Raw genomic sequence first — 24,455 nt, forward strand, 5'->3', positions numbered from 1 at the left:
GGGTAGAGGACGATGCGGGCACCGGGCCGCCGGGCAAGTTTTTTCTGGCCTTCGTTGAGCTTGGCCGGCAATGTGAGTTTGTTTTTCCTCCTTTTCCTGGTGGCGGTGGGGATTTTGGCTCCCTGGATCAGCCGCTACTCTCCTCACGCCGTTTCCGGGCCCCCTCTTGCTCCACCCGACTGGGAGCACTGGTTAGGGACAGACGAGCTGGGGGTCGATCTCTGGGCCCAGATGTGCTACGGCGCCCGGGTGAGCCTGCTGGTGGGCTTCGGGGTGGCCCTGCTGGCGGGCCTGGGAGGAGGGGCTGCGGGAGCTCTGGCCGGTTACACCGGCGGGTTGCTCGACCGTCTCCTTTTGCGCCTGATCGACATCGCGCTGGTCGTGCCGCAGCTCCCTCTGCTTATCCTGCTGGCGGCCTTCCTGGGAGCTCGCCTGGAAAACGTCATTCTGGCGCTGGCTCTGTTCTCTTGGCCCCGCCCGGCCCGCATCGTTCGCTCCCAGGTTCTGGTTCTTAAAAAGCAAACTTACCTCGTGGCGGCCCGAAGTTTTGGAGCTCGCACGGGCTACCTCCTGCGCCGCCACCTGCTCCCCGAGCTCGCGCCGGTCCTGCTGGTGAGCCTTTTGCGCCTGGCGGCCAGAGGAATAGTGGCCGAGGCGGGGCTTTCATTTATTGGGCTGGGAGATCCTACGCTGAAGAGCTGGGGCAAGATCCTCTATCACGCCACCAACTTCAAAGGCCTCTTCTTCACTCCCTACTGGGAATGGTGGCTGGTGGCTCCGTGGCTAGCCCTGACCCTACTTCTCCTGGCTATCACCTTTCTGGGGCGGGACCTAGAGCGGATTACCGATCCGCGCCTGCGTGTTGGGGGTGCGCGAGTGTGAGCCGGCTGGAAGTGAAAAAGCTCTGCTGCCACTTCGCCACGGAAGGCGGTCGGATCGAGGCGGTGAACGGAGTCTCTTTTTCCCTGGCGGCAGGGGAGGCGGTGGGGCTGGTGGGGGAGTCGGGGTGCGGCAAGACTACCCTGGCCCTGGCCGTCATGGGACTTTTGCCTCCCACGGCCCGGGTTTCCGGCTCGGTTAACTTCCGGGGAAAAAACCTTCTGGAGCTGAGCGAGGCAGAAAAAGATTTCTTCCGCTGGCGCCACATCGCCATGGTCTTTCAAAATTCGGCCGAGGTGCTGAACCCCATGCTGAGCGTGGGCGAGCAGATAGCCGAGCCTTTGCGCCGCCACATGGGACTTGGTCGGCGCGAGGCGGAAAAGCGCTCCCAGGAGTTGCTGGAGATGGTGGGTCTAGGGGGAGAGTGGGCCTGCCGCTACCCGCACCAACTTTCCGGCGGAATGCGCCAGCGAGTGCTCCTAGCCTTAGCCCTGGCCTGCGAGCCGGAGATCCTTCTGGTGGACGAGCCCACCAGTTCCCTGGACCCCGACTCCCGGGAGGAGATACTGCGTCTGCTGGCCGAGCTCCAGAACAGACACGGCTTCTCCTTGCTTCTGATCTCGCACGATCTCTCCGCCGTGGCTCGCCTCACTTCCCGCCTGCTGGTTATGTACGCCGGCAGAGTTGTGGAAGAGGGGCCAACTGAAGAGGTTATAGCTCGTCCTATGCATCCCTACACCCGGGGGCTCATCAGCTCCACTCCCTACCTGTTCCCCTACCGCGATCTGTGGGGTGTACCGGGAGAGACACCCGGCCTCAAGCTTCCCCCCGGCTGCGCCTTTCATCCCCGCTGCACCCAGGCGGTGGAGAAATGCCGACAGGAAGCGCCGGGACTGGCTCCTCTGCCTGGTGGCCGCCGGGTGGCCTGCCACCGAGGCGGGATAGTGACCCTGCTGGAGGCTAAAGGGATACGGCATGAGTACCAGCTGGCGCAGGGCAGGCGCCTACAGGTGCTGAAGGGGGTCGATCTGAGCGTCAGGGAAGGGGAGACGGTGGCCCTGGTGGGGCGCTCGGGTTCGGGCAAGTCCACTTTGGCTCACATACTGGCGGGAGTTTTGACGCCCCTGGCGGGCGAAGTCCGCTTTCAAGGAGTGAAGCTCAAAGGCAACAACCTGAGCTCTCGTCCCGGGGGCATTCAGATCGTCTTTCAAGACCCCTTTAGCGCCCTGAGCCACCGCTTCCGGGTGCTGGAAGCGGTGCGCGAGCCCCTAGATATCAACCGCCTCGGCCCCCCGGAGGAGAGGGAAGAGAAGGTAAAAGAGGCGCTGGCCGCTGTGCAGCTACCCATCGATGAGGGCTTCCTGGGCCGGTTCTGCTGCGAGCTCAGCGGCGGGCAGCGCCAGCGGGTGTGCATCGCCCGCGCTCTGGTGATGGAGCCCAAGCTGCTGATAGCGGATGAAATAACCTCGGCGCTGGACGTCTCCACCCAGGCCAACCTTTTGCGCCTGCTCAAGGGCCTGCAGAACAGCCGGGGCTTCGCCATGCTCCTGATCACCCACGACGTAACTTTGGCCCTGAAGGTGGCCGAGCGCCTGCTGGTTCTGGAAAACGGGCTTTTGGAGGAAAGATCTCCGTTTGCGTGCTCCATCGGCAGCGGGGCAGGCGTGAGTGACAACTCTTTTTCGGCCGTTCGCGCTTAAATGTATTGAAAAAAGAAAGGATGTATGATAATAAGGCTTTAAAAGCAAAAAAAATTAGTCGCTAGATACTAAATATTGAATTTAAAACCAAAAGGGACCACGAAGGCCCTATTAATTAACTGGCTGGTGGTCCCTTTAGCTTTTGGGGAGGTGGTATTTTGTCGAGAAAGCGCGATTAATAAGTCGTTAAAAGATCGGAGCAAGTGTATAGGTTTGGCTAGCAAAAATTGTTTGTAGGGGAGAGGGGAAAGTTTTTATGCGTATAGCGTTGCTTCTAACCGTTGCCTTTTTGCTTTCCTGTCTGGCCTTATTTGTCACTAACCAGAAAGCCTGGGCGGAGACCAGCAACAGCGCCCTCTGGTGCCCTAACCTTTTCCTGGACACGGTGCAAGCGGGCAATACGGTGGAGCTCGGCGCGCTTTACATAAGCGAGAAAAACGCCGGGTCGATTAAAGAGAACGACTGGGTAACGATTTCACTTCCTTCCTGGGTCAAGCTAAAGAGCATAAGGATTTATTTCCCACCCACTTATTTACCCTATTCTGTATCCGGCGCCACTTACAAGGCGGAGTTTGACGAAAATGGATTCACTGTAAACCGAGAGGTTTACAGCTACGGTGACTGGGCCGGTCTGGGGCCCGACATGCTCTTGCAGGCGGTGAGCCCTTCTTCTTTCACCCTCAAGGTTAATAAGAACTGGATACCGACCAAGACCTGCTTTAAAGCCACCATCTACTTTGACCAAGTGCTTTTGCAGCCCCAGGCGGCGGAAGAGTTTAAACCCCTCGACATTAAAGCCACCCTGGACGCCCCTTCGCGCAGCGGCTTCTCCTCCGGATCGGTTACCGTGGCCAAGTTGCAGCTGGCCGCCCGCAGTTCCATAAGTGCCGATCTTCCCACCCAGATCACCGAGAGCGGGGGATCTCTGGCCGACATCACTCTCAAGGAAGATGCGCCCGGCGCCCTGCGGGTCAACGGTGAGAACTTCCTGACTCGGGACACGGTGAAGCTCACTTTGAGCCCGGGGTTCGTCTGGGACCAGGTGAAGCTCATCCCCCAGGGGGGCTTCGGCTCCGATAGCGTGGGCTATGAGGTGGAGACCGATGCCAGCGGTGGCAGCGCTCTCTACCTCAAGATAGGGAGGAGTAGCGCGGATCCCGGTGCTCCGGGAGAAGGAAAACTCCCCGGTCAGCTGGTGATCAAGGCCACGGTCAAGGTGGACAAGAACCTGACAGAGGGCTGCGAGGTTAAGGTGTTTTACGGCGGCACCAATCCCGGCGTGGGCGGGGAAAGGGTGGCCGAGGTCACCGTGGCCAAGTACTTGGTTCCCGGCCTCAAAGTAGTGGCCCGGAGCAAGACCACGGTGGTAGCCGGACGGCGCGACCAGGTGCTGGGGAGCTTTGCCGTGCTGGAAGGGATGCCCAACGATCTGCCCTCGGGCCGCTCCCTCCACCTCACTTTGCCCGAAGGGGTCAAGTGGAACCGGTTGCCTGAGGTATTCTGCGAAGCCGGGGAGGCCAACCTCACCTTCCTCGACCGGCAAAATGAGGGGAGAACGCTCGTCTACCGGATAGAGAACACCGGGGCCGACCGTCTTTCCCTTTGCTTCGAAGGAGCCACGGTGGACTTGGCGGTTTACGCTCCGGCGGAGATTAAGGTGACGGTCAAGTGCTCCCGCCTAAGCGGCAACGCCTCGGTGGCGCAGGTCCGCTCGCCGGTCACCCTGGCCGCGGCCGGAGGGGACATCCGGATCGGCCTTCCCGACCAACCGGTGGGCGAAGTGACCGTTAAAGAGAACTTCCCCGGTGCCCTGCGGGCGCGCGACGCGTCGGGAGATCGGGCCTACCTGGAACTCGAGCTCCCGCCCGGCTTGCGCTTCGCCCAGCTTCCCACCGTGCAAGTGACCTCCGGAGATCTGGAGCTCTACCAGGCTGGCATCCAGTTGGCGGACGGCGACCGAACTCTGGTGATCCCCATCGAGCGTTCCAGCGTGGCGGGCGTTGCCGAGGGGAAGGGAGACAAGAAGGAGAAGGTGGGCGGTACCCTCATCGTCCGGAACATTCTCCTGACCTCCGACCGGACCGTGCCGGAGGGGCCGGTGGATCTGGAAATTAAAGGAACGGCCTTGAGCGAGACCATGGAGCTCTTTGCCGACCGGCAGAACCGGCTCCAGCTGGTGATAGCTCGGTGCCTCACCCCGGCTCCCCGGGAAGTGAAGGTGCGGGCGGTCTTTACCGTGGGCAGCAGCAAGTACCTGGTGGGCGACAGGGAAGAAGTAATGGATGTGGTCCCCTACATAAAGGACGGGCGGGTGTACGCTCCGGTGCGCTACCTGGCCCGGGCCGTGGGATTGAAGGACAGCGACATTCTCTGGGACGAAGCAGCCGGCACCGTCACCCTGCTCACCCCCAGGAGGGTGGTGCTGTTCCGGGTGGGGGAGAAAAGCTACACGGTGCAGGGAGTGGAGGTGTCCAGGGATGCGGCGCCAGAGATCGTTAACGGGCGGACCATGCTCCCCTACCGCTTCCTGGCTCAGGCATTGGGCTTCGGGGCCGAATGGGATGAGATCCACCGGCAGGTGTTGATCCAGTAAGCGGCAGGGGGATTATCCTCCTGCCCTTACCCCTTGGGGGTGAAGGCAGTTTTGCTGAGCTATCTCCTGAAGCGGCTCCTTTATCTTGTCCCGGTGATGCTGGGGGTTTCTCTCGTCACCTTCCTGCTTATCAACCTGGCGCCGGGCGACCCGGCGGAGCTCATCCTGCGTTCCGGTGGGGTAGAGCCCACCAGGGAAGCGGTGGAGGCTCTGCGGGAAGAGCTGGGCTTAAACGACCCCCTTTACCTCCAGTACGGGCGCTGGCTGTGGCGGGCGCTGCACGGGGACTGGGGCCGCTCCTTTCGCACCGGGCAGCCGGTAGTGGAGGAGCTCCTCTCCCGCTTCCCGGCCACGCTGGAACTCGCTTTGGCGGCCACGCTCTTCATGCTCTGCCTGGCCCTGCCGCTGGGCATTCTTTCTGCCCTTTACCGCCACGCCTGGCTCGACCACTTGAGCCGCCTGGGAGCTCTCCTGGGCGCTTCTCTTCCCGGGTTTTGGCTGGGGCTTATGCTCATTTACCTCTTCGCGGTGAAGCTGAGGGTGCTGCCAGTTATGGGGCGAGGTGGGTTGGAGCACCTGGTGCTGCCAGCGGTGACCCTAGGCTTCGGTCTGGCCGCCGTCTACGCCCGAATTTTAAGGGCCGGGATGCTGGACGCGCTGGGGCAGGATTACATCAAGGTGGCGCGGGCCAAGGGCTTGCCGGAGAAGTGGGTGATCGGGCGCCACGCCCTTAAAAACGCCCTCCTGCCGGTGGTGACCCTCCTGGGCCTGAGCTTCGGGCACTTGCTGGGGGGAGCGGTCATCGTGGAAACCATCTTCGCCTGGCCGGGGGTGGGAAAGTTCGCGGTGGACTCCATTTTTAACCGCGACTACCCGGTAATTCAGGGGTACGCCCTTTTCATGTCCGTGGTGTTCGTGCTGGTTAACCTGGTGGTGGATTTGTCTTATGTTTTGCTCGACCCGCGCATCCGTCTGGGGAAGGGGAGCTAAAGGTTATGGGGCTGGTCAGGGAAGCGGAAAGGGGTGCCGGGTGCTGGGAAAGGGCTGCCGGAGAGGGAGCGGCGGTTCGGGGGAACTCCGCCTGGGCGAGGTTGAAGCGCGACCGGCTGGCCCTGGCAGGGCTGGTTATGCTCTCGATCGTGGTGGCGGTGGCTGTCCTGGCTCCTTACCTGGCCCCCAACGACCCGGTGAAAGTAGATCTGCAACACCGGTTGGCGCCACCCAGCGCTCAGTACCCTCTGGGCACCGACCACCTGGGCCGCTGCCTTCTGTCGCGGCTCATCTACGGCGCCCGGGTCTCGCTCAGCACGGCGGCTCTGGCCCTGGTGGCCATTTTGGTCCTCGGCCTTCCCCTGGGCATTCTGGCGGGCTACTGCGGCGGCTGGGTGGACAACCTCATCATGCGGCTGGTGGATATACTGCTGGCCTTCCCGGGACTGGTCTTGGCGCTGGTCATCGCTGGGACCCTGGGGCCGGGGCTTTTGAACGTTATGCTGGCGCTGACTCTGGTTTGGTGGGTGGGGTACGCCCGGGTCATTCGGGGGATGGTCCTTGCGGTGAAAGAAAAAGAGTTCGTCCTGGCAGCGCGGGCCTGCGGCACCTCCCGGTGGGGCATCATCGTGCGGCACATCCTGCCCAATGTGCTTTCTCCGGTGATCGTTCTGGCCACGCTGGATATGGGCAAGCTTATCCTGGCCATCTCCGGGCTTTCCTTCCTGGGGCTGGGCGCCCAGCCGCCCACGCCAGAGTGGGGGGCCATGCTCAACGACGGCCGTCCTTACCTCCAGGTGGCGCCGCAGCTCACCCTTTATTCCGGCCTTTGCATCATGACGGTGGTGCTAGCCTTCAACCTGCTGGGCGACGGTCTCCGGGACGCGCTGGACCCGCGCCTGACCACCAGGCTCTGAGGAGGCAAGGCAATGACCGCCCCGGTTTTGCGGGTAAAAAACCTTTCCACCTATTTTTACACTTCCCAGGGGGTCGTCCGGGCGGTAGACGGGGTTTCTTTCTCCCTGGCGCCGGGGGAAACTCTGGGCCTGGTGGGGGAAAGCGGTTGCGGTAAAAGCGTCACCGCCCTATCACTCCTGCGGCTGGTCGAGCCTCCTGGAAGGATCGTTTCCGGGGAGGTCTGGCTCGACGGCCGCGACCTCTTAAAGCTCGCGTCCTCGGAGTTCCGGCGGGTGCGGGGAAAGGAAGTGGCTTTGGTCTTCCAGGACTCGCTGACCTCTTTAAACCCGGTGCTGACCGTGGGGTTGCAGCTGGCGGAGACGGTGGTGGCGCACGAAGGCCTGCCCTGGAAAGAAGCCCACCGGCGGGCGGCGGAGCTCCTTTACCGCCTGGGGCTGCCCGAGCCGGAGAGGCTCATGCGCTCCTACCCTTTTCAACTCTCCGGTGGGATGCGCCAGCGGGTGAGCTTGGCCATGGCGCTTCTTTTGCGCCCGCGAGTGCTGGTGGCCGACGAGCCCACCACCGCTTTGGACGTCACCGTGCAGGCCCAGATTTTGGCCGAGCTCAAACGGTTGCAGCGGGAACTGGGAATGGCCCTTCTGCTCATAACCCACGACCTGGGGGTGGTGGCGGCTATGGCCGACGAGGTGGCGGTGATGTACGCCGGATCTATCGTGGAGTGCGGCCCGGTGACGGAGGTATTCGAGCGACCCGCTCACCCTTACACCCGCGCCCTGCTCCGTTCCGTGCCCCGGCCAGGGGAGGAGCTGGTGCCCATCGAGGGGCAACCTCCCTCGCTTTTAGGCCTCCCCGACGACAGGTGCCCCTTTCTCCCCCGCTGCCCGGAAGCACGGGAGGAATGCCGAAAAAGGAGGCCGGAGCTTTTAAAGGTAGCCCCGGGACAGCTGGTGGCCTGCCACTACCCCTACATGGCGAGGGATGAAGGTTGAAACTTCTGGAAGTGAAGGGTCTGGTCAAGCACTACGTGAGGAAAAGAGGCTTGGCCCGGCGGGAGACGATCCGGGCGGTAGACGGGGTTTCTTTCTCCCTGGCGCCGGGGGAAACTCTGGGCCTGGTGGGGGAAAGCGGCTGCGGCAAAAGCACCCTGGGGCGGCTGATATTGCGGCTGGAAGAGCCCACCGCCGGGGAGGTGATCTTTGAAGGCGTAAATATCGCCACCTGCGGAGAGAAGGAGCTCCGGGAGCGGCGCCGGCATCTGCAGATCGTCTTCCAGGACGCTTACTCCTCTTTAAACCCGAGGCGGACGGTGGGGGCCAGCGTCGAGGAGCACCTGGCCAACTTCGGTATGCCGCGCTCCGAGCGGCGGGAGCGGGTAAGAGAGCTCTTGCAGCTCGTGGGGCTAAATCCGGAAGAAGCGGCCAAGTACCCGCACGAGCTCTCCGGCGGGCAACGCCAGCGCGTCAACCTCGCCCGGGCGCTGGCCCTGCAGCCGAAGCTCATCGTCTGCGACGAGCCCGTTTCCAGCCTGGACGTTTCCATCCGGGCGCAGATCCTGAAGCTCTTGCGGGAGTTGAAGGAGCGGTTCCGGCTCTCTTACCTCTTTATCTCGCACGACCTGGCGGCGGTGAGCTGCCTGGCCGACCGGGTGGCGGTGATGTACCTGGGAAAGATCATGGAAATCCTGTCGGCTGAGGCGCTTTCCCAGGCCCGTCACCCCTACACCCGCGCCCTGTGGCGCTCGGTGCTGCCGCCCGACCCGCGAAACAGGGCTACGCTGGAGCCGGCAGTGAAAGGAGAGCCGCCCGACCCGGCCAACCCTCCGCCGGGCTGCCGCTTCCACCCCCGCTGCCCCCAGGCCCAGGAGTTCTGCCGGCGGGAAGAACCGGTTCTGAGAGAAATAAAAGGAGGGCATCTAGTGGCTTGCCACATGGTCGTTTGAGAGGGAGGTTGGCCGCTTGATAAAAAGAGAGTTCGTCGTCCGGCCCATAGGAGAAGTCGGGCGGAGTCGGGGAAAGGGGATCAAAGAGGTGATCGTTTACGACGAGTTTGCTCCCGGGCTGGCGGGGGTCGAGGATCACCTTTTCCTTACCATCGTCTGGTGGCTGCACCACAGCGAAAATGACCGGGACACTTTGCAGTTCAAACCCATTCTGGCGAAAACGATGCCCCGGGGAAGGGACCGGTCGCTGGAACTGCACGGCGTCTTCAGCAGCCGAGCTCCTCTGCGCCCCAACCCCATAGCCATCACTGTAGTTCAGCTAATCGACCTGGAAGGGAGCACTCTTCTGGTTCGGGGCCTAGACGCTCTTTCCGGCTCGCCGGTGCTGGACATCAAGCCCCATTTTCTCTTCTGAAGGAGGCGCAAACTTGTGGCGCGTGTAAGAAAAATTTTGGTAAGCTTGACAATCCTGCTTCTGGTCCTCCTGGGCGGTTGCGGCCGGCCGAAGCCTGCTCCCTCAGGCGAGCAAAGCCTGGTCATCGGTGCCGGCCGGGACTTCTATGCGGGGGAGCAGAGCCCCGGCTTTGCCCACGGCAGCACCGGCATATGGGAGAGCTTGACCGTTCTCAACGAGGATCTGGAGCCCGTGCCTCACCTGGCGGAAAAGCTGGTACCCGACGACACCGGAAAGGTCTGGACTGTTCATCTGCGCCCGGGCATCAAGTTTCACGATGGTACCCCGCTGGACGCGCGGGCAGTGGTGGAGAGCGTCCGGCGCATATCCCGCCACCCCAAGCTGGACGAGTACGGCACCTTTGCTCAGCTGGAAAGGGTGGAGGCGGTGGGCGAGCGGGAAGTGAGGTTCGTTTTCCGGCGGCCCGAGCCCGCCTTTCCGGCCAAAGTGGCCTACCACGGCTGTCCCATTTTCAGCCCCCAGAGCTTCGACGCCGAGGGGAAGATTCTTCACCCCTACGGCACCGGTCCTTTCAAGTTCGCCGAGTACAAAAAGGGCGAGGCCCTGACCGTGGTGCGCAACGACGACTACTGGCGGGGCAGACCCAGGCTGGAAAAGGTGACCTTTAAAGTTATCCCCGATCCCTCCACCCGCCTGGCCGCCCTGCAGACCGGCGCCATCCAGGCTATAGCCGATGTGGGCGGTGTCTTGCCGGAGCAGGCTCCGATAATCCAGGGCGACCCCCGCCTGGTTCTACTCTCTCGCCCGGTTACCACCACCCACTACCTGCTCTTCAACAACCAGAAGCCCCCGTTTAACGATGTGCGCCTTCGCCAGGCGGTGAGCCTGACTGTAGACCGCCAGCAGCTGGTTAAAGAGGTGCTGGGCGGCTATGGCGAGCCGGCGGACACCCTCTTCACGCCGCTGGCCCGGCGCTGGGTGGTGAAGGGGCTGTGGACAACGGACAAGCAAAAGGCCCGCGAACTGGCCGAGCAAGCTAAAGGCAAAGAGCCGCGCAAGGTGCTGCTGGTGGTCAATTCCTCCTTGGCCAACCGCTGGCCTTACAGATCCTTGGCCGAAGTTTTACAGGCAGAACTCAAAGAGCTTGGCTTCGAGGTGGAGCTGAAGCTGCTGGAAATGGGCGCTTGGAAGGAGGCGCTTAAAAGAGGCGAATACGACCTTACTTTGACCCCTTACACCTTGATGACCGGAGACCCCGATTTCTTCTTCGGCCGGTGGATTTATTCACGGGGGTCGATGAACCGAGAGCGGGGTTTGGGCTACCGGAACCCGGAGGCGGACCGGCTGGTGGAGCAGGCGGCGGCCGAGCTCGATCCGGCCAGGAGAAAGGAGTTGTACGACCGGCTGCAGCGGCTGGTGGCCGAAGAGGTTCCCCTGTGCCCTCTCTACCACGACCTCTGCCTCTACGCCACCAGAAAAGAAGTACAGGGTCTAACGCTGGACCCCTTCTTCAAGCCAAGCCTGGAAAGGACGTGGATAGAATGAGGCGCTCTGAGGAGGGAGAGGGAATGAGTTGTTTGGATGCTTTCCTGCCCCCGGTAGGGGGAGAGGCTCTGGCCGAGATGGCCAGGGGTTACCAGCGCTCCCTGGTGCTGGCCCAGGCGTTCGAGTTGGGGATTTTCGACAAGCTGGCCGCCGGCCCCAGGAGGCTGGAAGAGCTGGCGGCGGAGTTCGAGGTGCTGCCGGAACGACTGAAGCTGTTGCTCGACGCCCTGGCAGCCTTGGGCCTGCTAGAGAAAGAAGGAGAGGCTTACGGCAACAGCCTCCTGTCCCAGACCTTTCTCTGCTCGCAGAGCTGCTTTTGTCAGAAAGATCTGCTGCGGCTGCAGCTAGCGCCGGAGCGGCGCCGGCAGTGGGAGCGAATCTCGGATTGGCTAAAAGGAGATACCATGCGGCGGCCGGGCAATCCCGGCGAAGTGTTCAACCCTTCCTTTATCCACGCCATGGCTCAAGCTACGCTGAGCCACAAGGGTTTCACTGCCACGGTGGAGCTGGTGGCCGAGCATCTAGGCCAGGGCGGGGCGCGGAGGCTTTTGGATCTGGGAGGAGGGCACGGGCTTTACGCCATCGCTCTTAAGGAGCTCAAGCCGGAGTTGGAGGTCACCGTCTTCGATCTGCCCCACGTGGAGGAGGTTACCCGGGGATACGCCAGGAGGTACGGCACAGAGGTCAACTTTCTCCCCGGCAACTTTCACGCCGACGAACTCCCTGGGGAGCAGGATATAGTTTTGACCTTTGACGTTTTCTACGGCCCGCCGGCCAAGACCAGGGAAGTGCTGGCCAAGGTCTACCGGGCGCTGAAGCCCGGCGGCTACCTTTTCACCAAGCACTGGTTTTTGGACGATACCCGCACCCGCCCGGAGCGAGCGGCCCTTTTCGCCCTGCTGCTGGCCTTAGGCAACCCGGCCTCGCACGTCTGCACCTGCCGGGAAATGACAGAGATGTTGACCGAGCTCGGCTTGGCCGTGAAGGGAGAAATTCCCGTGGGCGACTCCGCTTCCACCATCATCATTGCCCGCAAGGAGGGGGAGTAAATGGCTGGAAAGAAAGTCCACTGGATACTAGCGGTACTTCTGGCAATCGGCCTGTTCCTTTCCGGCTGCGGGGCCAGACAAGAGCCGCCCAAGGCCGCCGGGGAAGTGATCAAGGTGGGCATCCGGAAAGACATCGCCTCGCTCGATCCCGGTGTTTCTGGCAAGGGAGGCCCCGATCCCCAGCGCTACCTGATCTATGAGCCCTTGCTCTATCTGGATCAGGACTTCAACCTCAAGGGGCGGCTGGCGGAGAGCTGGAGCTCGGATGATCAGGGGAAGACCTGGACCGTGAAGCTCAAAAAAGGAGTCCAGTTCTCCGACGGCACTCCCTTCAACGCGGCGGCGGTGAAGTTTTCCCTGGAGTACCTGGCCAAAAGCAAGCGCATCTTCTGGCCGCTGGAGCGGATAGAGACGCCGGACGACTACACGGTCAAGCTGGTCTTCAAGCGCCCCTACGCCATCCTCCCCTACGATCTGACCACGGCGGAGATCTTCTCCCCCACCTCCTTCGATGCGGAAGGCAAGTTCAAAGCGCCTATCGGAACCGGTCCCTTCGTTTTCAAAGAATGGCAGAAGGAGCAGGAGCTAATTTTCGAGCGCAACGAAAACTACTGGGGAACCAAACCCAAAATCAAAACCGTCGTCTTCAAGGTCATCCCCGACCACCAGACCCGGGCCATGGCCCTGCAAAGCGCTGAGATAGACGTTGCCGATTACCTTCCCGTGAACGCCATCCGGGAGATGGAGAAGACGGGCAAGTTCTCTATCTACCGCAAGGCCAGCCCCTGCATGAACTGGATAGCCTTCAACACCTACCGCGAGCCTTTCAGCGACCTGCGCGTGCGCCAGGCGGTCTGCTACGCGGTGGACGTCAAGCGCATTATCGAGTCGGTGGTGGGCCGGGAGATTGCCACCCCCGCTTTGAAAGGGCCCCTTTCTTCCCCAGCCCACGAGTACATCCGCAAGCCCGATTTGGAGTGGTACACCTACAACCCGGACAAAGCCCGGGAGCTCCTTTCCCAGGCCGGCTGGAAGCCCGGTGGCGACGGTGTGCTGGAAAAGAACGGTAAAAAATTCCGGGTGACCCTTATCGCCTCCACCCTCTACGAGGAGGGCAAGGCTATCGCCGAGGCGGTGCAGGCGGACTTAAAGAAGGTCGGCATCGACGTGGAGGTGCGGGTGCTGGAGTCCGCTGCCCGTTTCGATGCCTTAAAGCAGCGGAACTACGACCTCATCGAAATGGGCGGCATCTGCCCCCACAACGATCCCACCCCCTGGTTCGGCTACTACTTCGGCACCCAGCACCCGGAGTACTGCGTGCTGGAAAACCGGCAGATCCAGGAGTTGGTGAACAAACTCTACAGCACGGTCGAGCCCGAGGCGCGTCGGCAGCTCTTCTACCGGCTGCAGGAGCTCCTGAAGGAGCAGGCGCCGGGGATCTTCCTTTATAACCAGGAGGCGGTGACGGTGGCCAGAAAAGATCTCAGGGGCTTCGTGCTGGAGGGGGGCATGCCCGGGACCTACTCTTACCTGCGCACTATTTCCCTGGGGAGCTAGGGAGGTGGAGAAATGCTTAAAATCGCTGGTTTTCGGGTAATTTACGGCCCCAGCGCCGTTGGCCGCGTTTATCAGGAGGCGGTGGCCGAGCTGGCGGAGGCGGGGCTGCCGATAGAGTTTCGCTACTCTCAGCCACCGGCGGCAGGTATGCCCCTTCCCCCGCCGGAATGGCTTGAGTTTGCTCAAAAGGAGGCGGACGCCGTCTTCTTCAGCTTCCCGCCGGAGTTTAAAGCCCTGGGGGAGCTCTTCGGCCGCTGGCAGAAAGAGCTTTCGCAACCTCTGGTGCCGGTGACCAGGGAGGTGGCCACCCTGGGCAATGTGGCGCCGGAGGCGGCCCAGCGAGCGATCACCTACCACCTCTATGGGGGTAAGGAGAACCTCAAGGCCTTCTTCAGGTGGCTGGGGGAGCTGGCGGGCAGGATGCCGGCCGGCTCCGCCCCTGCTCCCCAGGAGCTTCCCTGGGCGGGGATCTATCACCATCGGGCCCAAGGCTGCTTCACCTCGCTGGAGGAGTACCTGGCCTGGTACGGAGAGAGACGGCCGCTGGTGGGGCTTTTATTCCCCCGCGTCTTCTGGGTAGAGGAGAACCTGGCGGGGTACGATGCCATCATTCAGGAGATCGAAAGGCGCGGGGCCGGGGTAATACCCGTCTTCAGCGACGGCTGGTTCGGGCAAGTGAGAAACGACGAAGTGATCCGCCAGTTTTTCTTCCGCAATGGGAAGCCGATCATCGAGGCCCTGATAGCCTATAGCGCCTTTTTCTTAAAGACACGGCGGGAGGTGGCGGTGAACCGCGAGCCGGTGGAAGACGTGCTCTTAGAACTCAAGGTGCCCATCTTAAAGATGATCCACGCGGCCCGGCAAACGGAAGCCCAGTGGCAAGAGGACCCGCAGGGCTTGAATTTACCGCAGGTGATCATCAGCATCACCTTGCCGGAGTTCGACGGGCTCATCGAGCCCTGGCTGGTGAGCGTGGCCGAGGATGAAGGGGAGTTCCCCCGCGCCCGCCCCCTGCCGGAGCAGGTGAGTTACCTGGTCGATAGGCTTTTCCACTGGCTAAAGCTCCGGCGCAAGCCCAACTGCGAGAAGAAGGTGGCTTTTATCCTCCTCAACTCTCCTTGCAAGAGCGTGGAGGCCACGGTGGGCACGGCCTTCGGGCTGGACTCCCTGGAAAGCTTGGCCCGTATTTTGAAGCGCTTGGAGGAGGAAGGCTACCGGGTGGACTGGGTGCCGGAGAGCGGGCGGGAGCTGGCGGAAGCCATCCTGGGGAGGAAAGCGCTCCCCGACTTCCGCTGGACCACGCTGGAGGAGGTAGTAGAAAAGGGCGGGGCGGCGGCTCTGGTTCCTTTGGAAAAGTACCTGCAGTGGTTTGAGGAGCTCCCGAGGGAGGCCCGCGAGAAGGTGGCGGCGGCCTGGGGAGACCCGCGAGAGGCGGAGAGGGCTTCCGGGGTGCAGAAGCTTGCCCTGGGCCTTTACCGGGGTCAGGTAGTCATCCCTGGGATCGTCAGCGGCAACGTGTTTATCGGGGTACAGCCCAAGCGGGGCTGCGCCGGCTCCAAGTGCGACGGGGAAGTCTGCAAGATCCTTCACGATCCGGATGTACCGCCGCCACACCAGTGGATCGCCTGGCACAAGTGGCTGGAAGAGGAGTTCGGCGCCGACGTAGTGGTGCACGTGGGCACCCACGGGGTGCTGGAGCTCTTGCCCGGAAAGACCACAGCCCTGTCCGAAGCCTGCTTCCCTCGCATTTCTCTAGGCAAGGTACCCCACCTTTACCTGTACAATTTGACCAACCCCATGGAGGCGGTGGTGGCCAAGCGCCGCTCGGCTGCCGTCATCGTTGACCACCTGCCGCCGGTTCTGGCCAGTATGCGCCTTTCCGGGGATCTCGCCGACCTGGAGGAGTTATTGGAAGACTACCAGAAGGCGGTAAGCCTCAAGGAGAAGGGGCGTGCCGAGATAATCCGGGCGCAGATGGCGGAAAAAGCGCGGAGGGCCGGCCTATGCGCCGAGGACGAGACTCCAGACCCCGAGGTTTTGCACGAAAAGCTCACTCTTCTTCGGGAGAGCCAGTTCCGAGACGGTCTGCACATCATAGGCGAGGCGCCGGAAGGCGAGGCCCTGGCCGAGCTCTTAAACGCTGTTTTGCGGCTGGATCAGCCCGATTGCCCTTCTTGGCGACGGGTTCTGGCCCGGTACCTGGGGCTGGATTACGACCTTCTGCTCAAGGAGCCGCAGGCTTTCCTCCCCGCGGCCGGGGTGAGCCACGGGAAACTTTTGGAGGAAATTGATCAGCTGGGCAAGGAGATCCTGGGCAGGGTGGAGAACCTGCCGGAAGAGGCGGTGGACGAGGCTTTGGCCCAAGCCCGGGAGTGCCTTTCCCGCTTCGCCCGGAAGCGGGGCCTTTCCTTGGATGATGGTGCCAAAGATTCTTTGACCAAGGTGCTGGCCAAAGCCCTGCGCATTGTGCCTCTTGTGCGGCGCACGACCGATGAAGTGGAAAACTTGCTGCGGGGCCTGGCGGGTGAGTTTATCCCTCCCGGCGCCTCCGGGGCACTGGCCCGGGGCAAGGTGGAGGTCCTGCCCACGGGGCGCAATATGTACTCCATCGACCCCTGGCGCATTCCCACCGCGGCCGCCTGGGAGGTGGGGAAGCGGCTGGCGGAGGAGCTCCTGGCCCGCTCCCGGGGCGAGGACGGCTCCTATCCGGAGACCATAGGCTTCACCCTGCGGGCCATGGACCCCTTCCGGGCTGACGGGGAGCTCATCGCCCAGATCCTCTATACCCTCGGGGTGGAGCCGGTCTGGGTGGCCGGACGAGTGGTGTCGCTCAAACCCATTCCCCTGGAGAAGCTGGGGCGTCCCCGCATCGACTGCCTGGTGAACCTCTCTTCCATCCTGCGCGACGGGATGCCCAGGGCTTTCGAGCTTATCGACCAGGCGGTGAAGATGGTGGCGGAGCTGGAGGAGCCGCCGGAGCAGAACTTCGTGCGCAAGCACGTGCTGGAGAGGGAGGCCGAGCTCCGGGTCGAGCACGGGGAGGAGGAAGCTCGGAAGCTGGCCACCTTGCGCGTGTTTTCTTCCGCTCCGGGGACTTACGGCACGGGTGTAGAGCTGGCGGTGGCCTCTTCCGCCTGGAAAGAAGAGCAGGACCTGGCGGAGGTCTATTTCCACTGGACGGGCTACGCCTACGGTGAGGGAGTTTACGCCCGCAAGGCGCCCGCCGAGCTGGTGGACCGGTGCCGGCGGGTAAGCGTCACCTTCGAAAAGTTCGACTCGGACGAAATCGACCTTCTGGACTGCTGCCACATCTACGGGGTGCATGGCGGCTTCACCGTAGCGGCCAAAGTGGCCTCCGGGCAGGAGCCCAAGACCTTTTTCGGCGCCACCCACGATCCCGACCGGCCGGTGATCCGCACCTTACGCGAGGAGCTTTCCCGCATCGCCCACACCCGGCTTTTAAACCCGGCCTGGATCGAGGGCAAGAAGCGCCACGGTTACAAAGGAGCGGGGGACATCTCCAGCCGCGTCAACCACATGTACGGCTGGCAGGCCACCACCCGCCAGGTGGAGAACTGGGTCTTCGACGGGATCGCCCAAAAGTTCGTCTTGGACGAGGAGAACCGCAAGTTCTTCCAGGAAAACAACCCCTGGGCGCTGGAGGAGATCGCACGGCGGCTGCTGGAGGCCGCCAGCCGGGAACTCTGGCAGGCCGATCCGGAGTTCCTGGCCCGGCTCAAGGAGGTCTATCTGGAAATCGAGGGCTGGCTGGAAGAGCGCATGGGGGAGGTGAAAGGAGAGTTCCAGGGCGGGGCGGTGGAGGTGCGCGCACTCGGGGAGATGGAGGGATGGGCGGAGAAGCTAGCGGAAGTGCGGCGGGAGTTGGAATCTGGGCGAGCCAACGAGGTTCCCGCGTTAGTCTTTCGAAGCGGCAGGCAAGCGAAGAAAGGCCCGACCATATAGGAGGTGGATATTATGCGGCTTCGTTTGGTGGCTATGCTGGCGGGGTTAGCGCTGCTGTTGGTGGGAGGAGTGTACGCCGCGGCGCAACAATTTTTCCCGGTCAAGGTGCTGGTTAACGGGCCGGAAGTGGCTTTCGACACCTCCCCGGTAATTTCTGGGGGAAGAACTCTGGTCCCCCTGCGCGCGCTGGTGGAAGTTTTGGGAGGCGCGGTCAATTGGCATCCGGATCGGCACGTTGCGGAGGTGGTTTTCCCCGCTCCTCCGCCCGGAGCGGAGCCCAGCTATTTCTTTTGGCGGGGAGTAGGGGAGCAGGCGGCTAAAAAAGCTCTTTCTCACCTGGGCGCTTCCCGCGACTTACTGGTGCTTACCAACGCCGGCTACGTTAACCCGGGGGGAAAATCCACCCTACCTTGCCTCGACGGCCTCATGGCCTTAACCGCTTGCACCGAGGGCAAGGGTAACCTGCTGCGAGTGCACACGGCTGACACGCGCCCCTTGTGGTTTTTCTTCTGGGACAAGAAAAGCGGCCAAGGGGTCTTCTTGGAACTGGATCGATCCGTTGCGCTCCAGCTTTTGAACCGGCCCGCTGACCAGCCGCTCGGGCAGGCGGCGCTTTGGTCCAAAGTGGCTTGCGAGAATATCGCGGCGGAACATCTTTTATCCCATCCGCAGCAGTGGAACCAGAAGGTGCAGGCCAAGATCTTTGATGGTTTCGAGTTCGGCATCGTGACCATAGCCAATCTGGTGGCGCACGGTGCTCCGCCGGAGCTCATCCAATCGGCTCTTTTCCACGACCATCTTTGCCCCGGTGTTACCAGCGGCTACCTCATTGCCGAGTACCTTAAGCGAAACTTCCCTCTTTCTCCGGGGGAGAGCTACTACGTGCTGGCCCTTCCACCTTGGTGTAAGGAGGACGCTCTGCAAGTCGTGCTCAACACCACCCCGGGCAAGGGGGGCATGGCGGTGATTCCGATGAACGAGGCCGCTAAGGCCCGGCTCAAGCCGGAGGCCAAGAACTTGGCCGGCATTTACTTCCGTTACCACCCGGCGCAGCAACGGGGAGAAGGGCTGGTACTGGCCTTCGACTTCGGCAAAGCTTACGAGCAGAGCGGTGTCGATATGGCGAAGAGTTTTCCCTGGGAGAGCCGCTTGAAATTGGACCTCTGGCTGCTCCAATACCTTGATCGCCCGGAGCTCTTCGTCACCGAAATCAAGCGGTTCCAGCTGGCCCCGGGCGAGGTGCCCAGCGATTACGCCCAGCCGGGAACGAATCCTCTGGTCAAGCTGGGACTGTGGCAGCAATAGTTTTCTGGCCCCCACCGGGTAGTGGGGGCCAAAAGATGAAACATTTATGCCCGGGAAGGAATTTTTTCTCTCCGGGGAGAAAAGCTGCTAGGAGGAGTTCTTCTTGAACCAATGACGCCAAACCGGGAGGGGGAGCAATCCATGCTGCGAGTGGTTCAGGGACACGAGATCTGGGTGATACCAGAGGCCAGCCATTTTCACATGGGAACGGAAACTCGCTGCCGCGTTTTTTACGGGCACGCGGGACGGCCGGACGGCCTGGCAGATTTAAACCGTCTTTCCGCCTGGGTGCTCAAACCGGAGGGCAAGCGCCTCAACCTGGCGGTCACCGCGGGAGACAACACCTTTCACCTGGTGAAGTTCGTTCCCGACGAGGACGGCTTCTGGGCGGTGACGGTGGAGAACGACGTAGGCGCCATCGCCTTGAAAGGCGGACTTTTCCGCCAGGGCACGCGCCGGGATTTCCCCGACGCCAAAGAAGTGAGCTACTATCACCAGTACGCCAAGACCTTCGTGCAGGTGGGGCATCTGCACGAGGAAGAAACGGCCGTAATCCCGGCGTCGCCCGTGCGGCTGGGGCACGAGCTGGAGCTGGTGGCCGTTCCCGGCCCCCACCAGTTGGGAAGCGACTTAGTGCTGGAGATCTACTACCGGGGCCAGCCTCTGCCGGGGGCGGAGGTCAAGGCCAACTGGAGCTTGCGGGAAGAGAAGGATTGGGCCTGGACCCGCCGCGCCGACTCCGCGGGGAAGCTGAAGGTCACCTTGGACCAGCCGGGGCACTGGCTCTTTTACGTGCGTCACACCGACGACACCCTGGGCAAAGAGGGGGAGTACGAGAAGGTAATCTACACCGCCACTCTGAGCTTTTACGGCATCCGGTAAGAGAATTTTACGCGCATTTTTATGAAGGTTGCTTGACTTTTCCCAGTGAGCCGTGTTACCATTTCGCCAATGGGTAAACCTTGGCTGCAAAATTTCATATGCTTTAGCTGAGGCGGAGACGAGAGGAGAGTAGTAGAGGCGAGGCGAGCTCGAGCCTGGCAACGCAGTGAGGCCGGTGCGGGAGCTTCTTCGCACCGGTTTTTTGTTTCTCCTCTTCCAGGCGCCAAAAAAAGGGAGGCGAGCGAGCGAATGCTTTCACCAGCGATCGAGGAGTACCGTCGCTTATCGCAACTTTACCCGGTGGTACCGGTGTACCGGCGGATGGTGGCCGATTTAGATACCCCCATCGGTGCCTACAAGAAGTTGGCTCCTCGTCCGGCTTACTTGCTGGAAAGCGTGGCCGGAGGGGAAATTTTGGGACGCTACAGTTTCCTGGGCTTTTGCCCTTTTCTAACCTTCCAGGCCCGGGGGCAGGAGGTAGAGTATGGGGGCCAGAAAGTGAAAGGCGATCCCTTCCTCATTCTGGAACGCCTCATGCGCCAATTTAGAGGCCCCTCGCTGCCCGACCTGCCCCGCTTTTACGGCGGTGCCGTGGGTTACTTCGGCTACGATCTAGTTCGTCATCTGGAGAAGCTGCCGGAGAAGGCGGTGAACGATCTGGATTTCCCGGACCTTTTTCTCCTTTTCGCCCGGCAGGTACTTATTTTCGACCACGTGCGCCGGGAGTTGACCATCGTGGTGAATACCTTGCCAGCAGGCGATCCCGACCGGGAATACCGGCAGGCGTTGCAAGACATCGAAGCGACCCTAGCCCTGCTCGAGCAGCCGGTCACCGGCGGGTATGAGGTTCCGATTTCTCCTCACCTGCCACCACCGGTCTCCAACTTCACGCCGGAGGCCTTCTGCGCTGCAGTGGAACTGTTGCAAGAGCGGATAGCAGCCGGCGATGCCTTGCAAGTGGTGCTTTCCCAACGCCTAGAGCTACCCTTTCCCGCCGATCCCTTCGCCGCTTATCGGCGCCTGCGCGCACTCAACCCTTCTCCTTACCTTTTTTACCTGGACTTTGGCGAGCCGGTGGTGGCCGGTTCCTCGCCAGAAATGCTGGTTCGGGTAGAGGAGGGGGTGGTCACCACCCGACCCATAGCCGGCACCCGGCCGCGGGGGGCAAATCCAGAGCAGGATGCCCAGCTGGAGCAAGAGCTCTTGGCTGATCCCAAAGAGCGAGCCGAGCATCTGATGCTGGTAGATTTGGGGCGGAACGATATAGGCCGGATAGCCTGCCCGGGCACAGTGCAGGTAACGGAGTTCATGCGGGTGGAAAGATATTCGCACGTTATGCACCTGGTCTCCGAGGTGCAGGGAAAACTCGCTCCCACCCTCTCGCCTTTGGAAGCTCTCAAGGCTTCGTTTCCGGCTGGCACGGTTACCGGAGCTCCTAAGGTCAAAGCCATGGAGCTGATCGAAGCGTTGGAGCCCACCCGGAGAGGCATTTACGCCGGTGCCGTGGGGTACCTGAGTTTCTCCGGCAACCTGGATACCTGCATCACCATTCGCACTATGGTCTTTGGGCAGCGTCGGGTATTCGTGCAAGCGGGGGCCGGTATCGTGGCCGATTCGCAACCGGAGCGGGAGCTGGAGGAAACCTGGGCCAAAGCCCGAGCTCTGCTGGCCACGCTGAGAGAGGAGGTAAGGGTTTGAAACGCGCGCGGGTGTTGCTGATCGATAATTACGATTCTTTCACTTACAACCTGGTGCAGTATCTGATCGAGTTAGGGGCGGAGGTGGAAGTGTATCGCAACGACGCCCTCGCGGTGGAAGATGTGGAGGCCAAGCGCCCCACCCACCTGGTCCTCTCTCCCGGCCCCTGCACGCCTGACCAGGCGGGCATAAGCTTGGACCTGGTGCGTCGCGGTGCCGGGCGTTTCCCTATTCTGGGAGTCTGCTTAGGACACCAGACCATTGGGCAGGCTTTTGGCGGCCGGGTGGTGCGAGCTCCTCGGCTCATGCACGGCAAGACCTCGCCCATTCTGCACGACGGTAAGACCATCTTTCGCGGCCTGCCCTCGCCTTTCATTGCCACCCGCTATCACTCTCTGGTGATAGATCCGGGTAGCCTGCCTTCCGAACTGGAGGTGAGCGCCTGGACCGAAGAAGGGGAAATCATGGGACTCAGGCACCGCTGTTACCCGGTGGAGGGGGTTCAGTTTCATCCGGAGTCTATACTTACCCAGTACGGTAAGGAGCTCCTGAGTAACTTCTTAGCTTTGAGGGAGTGAGGTAAGTTTGGCTTTGCAGCTAGCGCTAGGTAAATTGGCCAGGCGGGAGGATCTTTCGCTAGAAGAAGCGCGGCAGGTTATGGGCGCCATAATGGATGGGCAAGGCACCCCGGCGCAGATCGGCGCTTTGCTTATGGGGCTCAGGCTCAAGGGAGAAAAGGCGTCGGAGGTAGCCGGACTGGCTCAGGCCATGCGCGAGCGCGCGCAAGGTTATCGGCCGTTTCATCCCTTCACCGTGGACACGTGTGGTACTGGGGGCGATGGAGCCGGCACTTTTAACCTCTCCACCACCGCTGCTTTCGTAGTTGCAGCCTGCGGCTGCCCGGTGGCGAAGCACGGCAATCGTTCCATCTCCAGCCGGGCGGGAAGCGCCGATCTTCTGGAGGCGCTGGGAGCTAAAGTAGATCTACCGCCGGAGCTGGCAGGTAAATGTCTGGACGAAGTGGGCTTCGGTTTCTTCTTTGCTCCTCGTTGCCACCCGGCCATGCGCCACGCCGCCGGCCCGCGCCGGGAATTAGGAATACGCACGGTGTTCAATATCCTGGGTCCTCTCTGCAATCCAGCTGGGGCGCAGATCCAGGTGGTGGGGGTCTATCATCCCGATCTGCTGGAGCTGGTAGCGGAAGTGCTCTTGACCTTGGGAACGGAGCGGGCGATGGTGATTCATGGAGCCGGCGGCCTGGACGAAGCTTCGCCGGTGGGAGAATTGCTTTACGCCGAGGTGCGTGGGGGAGCGATCCACAAGGGGATTTTAGACCCGGCTGACTACGGCTTTCCCCGCTGCCGGGTAAGTGATCTCCAGGGGGGCACGGCCCACGAAAACGCTGCTATCACCCGTTCTATTCTGGAAGGCGAGAGGAGCCCCCGCACCGATGCGGTGGTGCTCAACGCTGCGCTGGCCCTGGTGGTAGCCGAGAGGGCGGAAGATCTGCGGGAAGGGGTAGAATTGGCCCGGCGAGCGCTGGAGAGGGGAGAGGCCCGGGCCAAGCTGGAAGAGTATCTGAGATTTAACCGGCAGGTGAGTGAGCTTGGTGTTGGAGAGAATACTGGCGCATAAGCTGACCGAGCTGAGCGGCAAAAAGAAGCGTTGCCCCCAGAGCCAATTGGAGTCCTCGCTGCACCTGGCGCCACCCCCCCGCCCTTTCATCCGCGCCCTAAAGGTTCCCGGCCGGGTGCAGATCATCGCGGAGATCAAACGCGCCTCCCCGCGGGAACCCATCCGTCCCGACGCCGATCCGGTGGAGATGGCCCGCCTCTACCAGCGCGGGGGAGCGGCGGCGATTTCCGTGCTGGTAGACGAGCGCTTTTTCGGCGGCAAGCCCGCGTTTCTGCGCCTGGTGCGACGGGAAACGGATCTACCTTTGCTGTACAAGGAGTTTGTGATCGATTCCTACCAGGTTTACGAGGCCCGGTTGCTGGGTGCCGATGCGGTCTTGCTGATCGCCCGCATCCTTCGCACCGAGGAATTGAGAGCGCTTCAAGCGTTGGCCAGCTCCCTGGGAATGGCCAGCCTGGTAGAAGTGCACTCCCGCGATGATTTGGCCAAAGCACTGGCGGTGGAAGCCGAGCTCATCGGCATCAACAACCGTGACCTCGCCACCATGCAGGTCAATCTGCAAACCACCCGCCTGCTGCGGCCCCTGATCCCCCCTTCGGTGGTGGTGGTCAGCGCCAGCGGCATCTCTTCGCCCCTGGCCGTGGCCTGCCTGCGGCAATGGCAGGTGGACGCGGCGTTGATCGGTAAGTCCATCATGGCTGCTCCCCAACCGGAAGCCAAGCTGGCCGAGTTGGTGGCGGCAGGAGGCGGTTGTACTTGTCCCGAGTAAGAGTGAAAATTTGCGGTATACGCGACGCAGCCACCGCTGCTGTAGCCGTAGAGGCCGGAGCCGACGCTCTGGGCTTCGTTTTGGCTCCCAGCCCCCGGCAGGTGACCCCGACGCAGGCGGGAGAGATCATAGCCTCTCTCCCGCCCCTGGTTGCCGCCGTGGGAGTATTCGTCGACGCACCGCTGGATTTGGTGGTGGAATTGGTGGATAGCTGCCGCTTCACCGCCGTGCAGCTTCACGGGCAGGAACCCCCGGCGTACCTGCGCGAGCTCCAGCGGCGTGTCCGGGTTCCTCTGATCAAAGCCTTCCGAGTAGCGGCGCCGGAAGATCTGCTGGGCGTGGAGACTTATCCTGCTGATGCTTACTTATTTGACACGCGGGTGCCGAGTCGCAGCGGAGGAACGGGCCAAAGTTTCGACTGGAGCCTGCTTCGAGGCAAAACCTTCTCCTCCCCAGTTATCTTGGCCGGAGGGCTTAACCCGGAAAACGTGCTCGTAGCTATACAAACCGTCCGCCCCTACGCGGTGGATGTTTCCAGCGGGGTGGAGAGTGAAGGCCGGAAGGACCCGGAGAAAATCCGTAGCTTCTTGGCCCGGGTAAAGGAGGTCAGTTTATAAT

19 protein-coding genes are annotated in these 24,455 nt (G+C 62.0%); all 19 read left to right on the top strand.

Annotated elements, in window-relative coordinates:
* The first annotated feature begins 12 nt into the window (after positions 1 to 12).
* The 19 genes from ACTLLP_RS04135 (at position 13) to ACTLLP_RS04225 (ending at position 24,454) form a co-directional block, all read left to right on the top strand.
* Positions 13 to 882, top strand: coding sequence for an ABC transporter permease (locus tag ACTLLP_RS04135; RefSeq protein ID WP_441061067.1), 870 nt, complete (start codon positions 13 to 15; stop codon positions 880 to 882).
* Positions 879 to 2,579, top strand: coding sequence for an ABC transporter ATP-binding protein (locus ACTLLP_RS04140; RefSeq protein WP_441061070.1), 1,701 nt, complete (start codon positions 879 to 881; stop codon positions 2,577 to 2,579). Before ACTLLP_RS04135 ends, ACTLLP_RS04140 begins: the two co-directional genes overlap by 4 nt.
* A gap of 256 nt (positions 2,580 to 2,835) precedes the next feature.
* The gene (locus ACTLLP_RS04145; RefSeq protein WP_441061072.1) at positions 2,836 to 5,172 is read left to right on the top strand and encodes a copper amine oxidase N-terminal domain-containing protein; all 2,337 of its coding nucleotides are present in this window, start codon (positions 2,836 to 2,838) and stop codon (positions 5,170 to 5,172) included.
* A 51-nt stretch (positions 5,173 to 5,223) separates the two neighbouring features.
* Positions 5,224 to 6,162, top strand: coding sequence for a nickel ABC transporter permease (gene nikB / locus ACTLLP_RS04150; protein WP_441061075.1), 939 nt, complete (start codon positions 5,224 to 5,226; stop codon positions 6,160 to 6,162).
* Between the two features lie 5 nt (positions 6,163 to 6,167).
* Positions 6,168 to 7,079 (top strand): nickel ABC transporter permease subunit NikC, encoded by a 912-nt coding sequence (gene nikC / locus ACTLLP_RS04155; RefSeq protein ID WP_441061077.1) that lies wholly within the window; start codon positions 6,168 to 6,170, stop codon positions 7,077 to 7,079.
* 12 nt (positions 7,080 to 7,091) lie between these two features.
* Positions 7,092 to 8,069: an ABC transporter ATP-binding protein gene (locus ACTLLP_RS04160; protein ID WP_441061079.1), complete on the top strand. Its 978-nt coding sequence runs from the start codon at positions 7,092 to 7,094 to the stop codon at positions 8,067 to 8,069.
* The gene (locus ACTLLP_RS04165; RefSeq protein ID WP_441061082.1) at positions 8,066 to 9,019 is read left to right on the top strand and encodes an ABC transporter ATP-binding protein; all 954 of its coding nucleotides are present in this window, start codon (positions 8,066 to 8,068) and stop codon (positions 9,017 to 9,019) included. The genes ACTLLP_RS04160 and ACTLLP_RS04165 overlap by 4 nt, the downstream gene beginning before the upstream one ends.
* A 16-nt stretch (positions 9,020 to 9,035) precedes the next feature.
* Positions 9,036 to 9,434 carry a TrmO family methyltransferase domain-containing protein gene (locus ACTLLP_RS04170; protein ID WP_441061084.1) on the top strand — a complete coding sequence of 133 codons (399 nt, stop codon included), beginning with the start codon at positions 9,036 to 9,038 and terminating at the stop codon, positions 9,432 to 9,434.
* 15 nt (positions 9,435 to 9,449) lie between these two features.
* Positions 9,450 to 10,979, top strand: coding sequence for an ABC transporter substrate-binding protein (locus tag ACTLLP_RS04175; protein WP_441061086.1), 1,530 nt, complete (start codon positions 9,450 to 9,452; stop codon positions 10,977 to 10,979).
* A gap of 23 nt (positions 10,980 to 11,002) precedes the next feature.
* Positions 11,003 to 12,028 carry a class I SAM-dependent methyltransferase gene (locus ACTLLP_RS04180; protein WP_441061088.1) on the top strand — a complete coding sequence of 342 codons (1,026 nt, stop codon included), beginning with the start codon at positions 11,003 to 11,005 and terminating at the stop codon, positions 12,026 to 12,028.
* On the top strand, positions 12,029 to 13,585 hold the full coding sequence (locus tag ACTLLP_RS04185; RefSeq protein WP_441061091.1) for an ABC transporter substrate-binding protein: 1,557 nt from the start codon (positions 12,029 to 12,031) through the stop codon (positions 13,583 to 13,585).
* A 12-nt stretch (positions 13,586 to 13,597) separates the two neighbouring features.
* Complete coding sequence (cobN, locus tag ACTLLP_RS04190) at positions 13,598 to 17,548, top strand: cobaltochelatase subunit CobN (protein ID WP_441061093.1); 3,951 nt, start codon at positions 13,598 to 13,600, stop codon at positions 17,546 to 17,548.
* 12 nt (positions 17,549 to 17,560) lie between these two features.
* Positions 17,561 to 18,853: an FmdE family protein gene (locus ACTLLP_RS04195; protein WP_441061096.1), complete on the top strand. Its 1,293-nt coding sequence runs from the start codon at positions 17,561 to 17,563 to the stop codon at positions 18,851 to 18,853.
* Between the two features lie 141 nt (positions 18,854 to 18,994).
* Entirely contained in the window at positions 18,995 to 19,735 is a 741-nt protein-coding gene (locus ACTLLP_RS04200; RefSeq protein WP_441061098.1) for a DUF4198 domain-containing protein, read from the top strand.
* A 249-nt stretch (positions 19,736 to 19,984) separates the two neighbouring features.
* The gene (trpE, locus tag ACTLLP_RS04205; protein WP_441061101.1) at positions 19,985 to 21,433 is read left to right on the top strand and encodes an anthranilate synthase component I; all 1,449 of its coding nucleotides are present in this window, start codon (positions 19,985 to 19,987) and stop codon (positions 21,431 to 21,433) included.
* Positions 21,430 to 22,011, top strand: coding sequence for an anthranilate synthase component II (locus ACTLLP_RS04210; RefSeq protein ID WP_441061103.1), 582 nt, complete (start codon positions 21,430 to 21,432; stop codon positions 22,009 to 22,011). Before trpE ends, ACTLLP_RS04210 begins: the two co-directional genes overlap by 4 nt.
* A 7-nt stretch (positions 22,012 to 22,018) precedes the next feature.
* Positions 22,019 to 23,068, top strand: a complete 1,050-nt coding sequence (gene trpD / locus ACTLLP_RS04215; protein WP_441061105.1) for an anthranilate phosphoribosyltransferase — start codon at positions 22,019 to 22,021, stop codon at positions 23,066 to 23,068.
* Positions 23,043 to 23,837, top strand: coding sequence for an indole-3-glycerol phosphate synthase TrpC (gene trpC / locus ACTLLP_RS04220; RefSeq protein ID WP_441061108.1), 795 nt, complete (start codon positions 23,043 to 23,045; stop codon positions 23,835 to 23,837). The genes trpD and trpC overlap by 26 nt, the downstream gene beginning before the upstream one ends.
* Complete coding sequence (locus ACTLLP_RS04225) at positions 23,825 to 24,454, top strand: phosphoribosylanthranilate isomerase (RefSeq protein ID WP_441061111.1); 630 nt, start codon at positions 23,825 to 23,827, stop codon at positions 24,452 to 24,454. Before trpC ends, ACTLLP_RS04225 begins: the two co-directional genes overlap by 13 nt.
* The last annotated feature ends 1 nt before the right edge of the window (position 24,455 follow it).

This window comes from Desulfothermobacter acidiphilus, assembly GCF_052073645.1.
Lineage (GTDB): Bacteria > Bacillota > Desulfotomaculia > Desulfotomaculales > Ammonificaceae > Desulfothermobacter > Desulfothermobacter acidiphilus.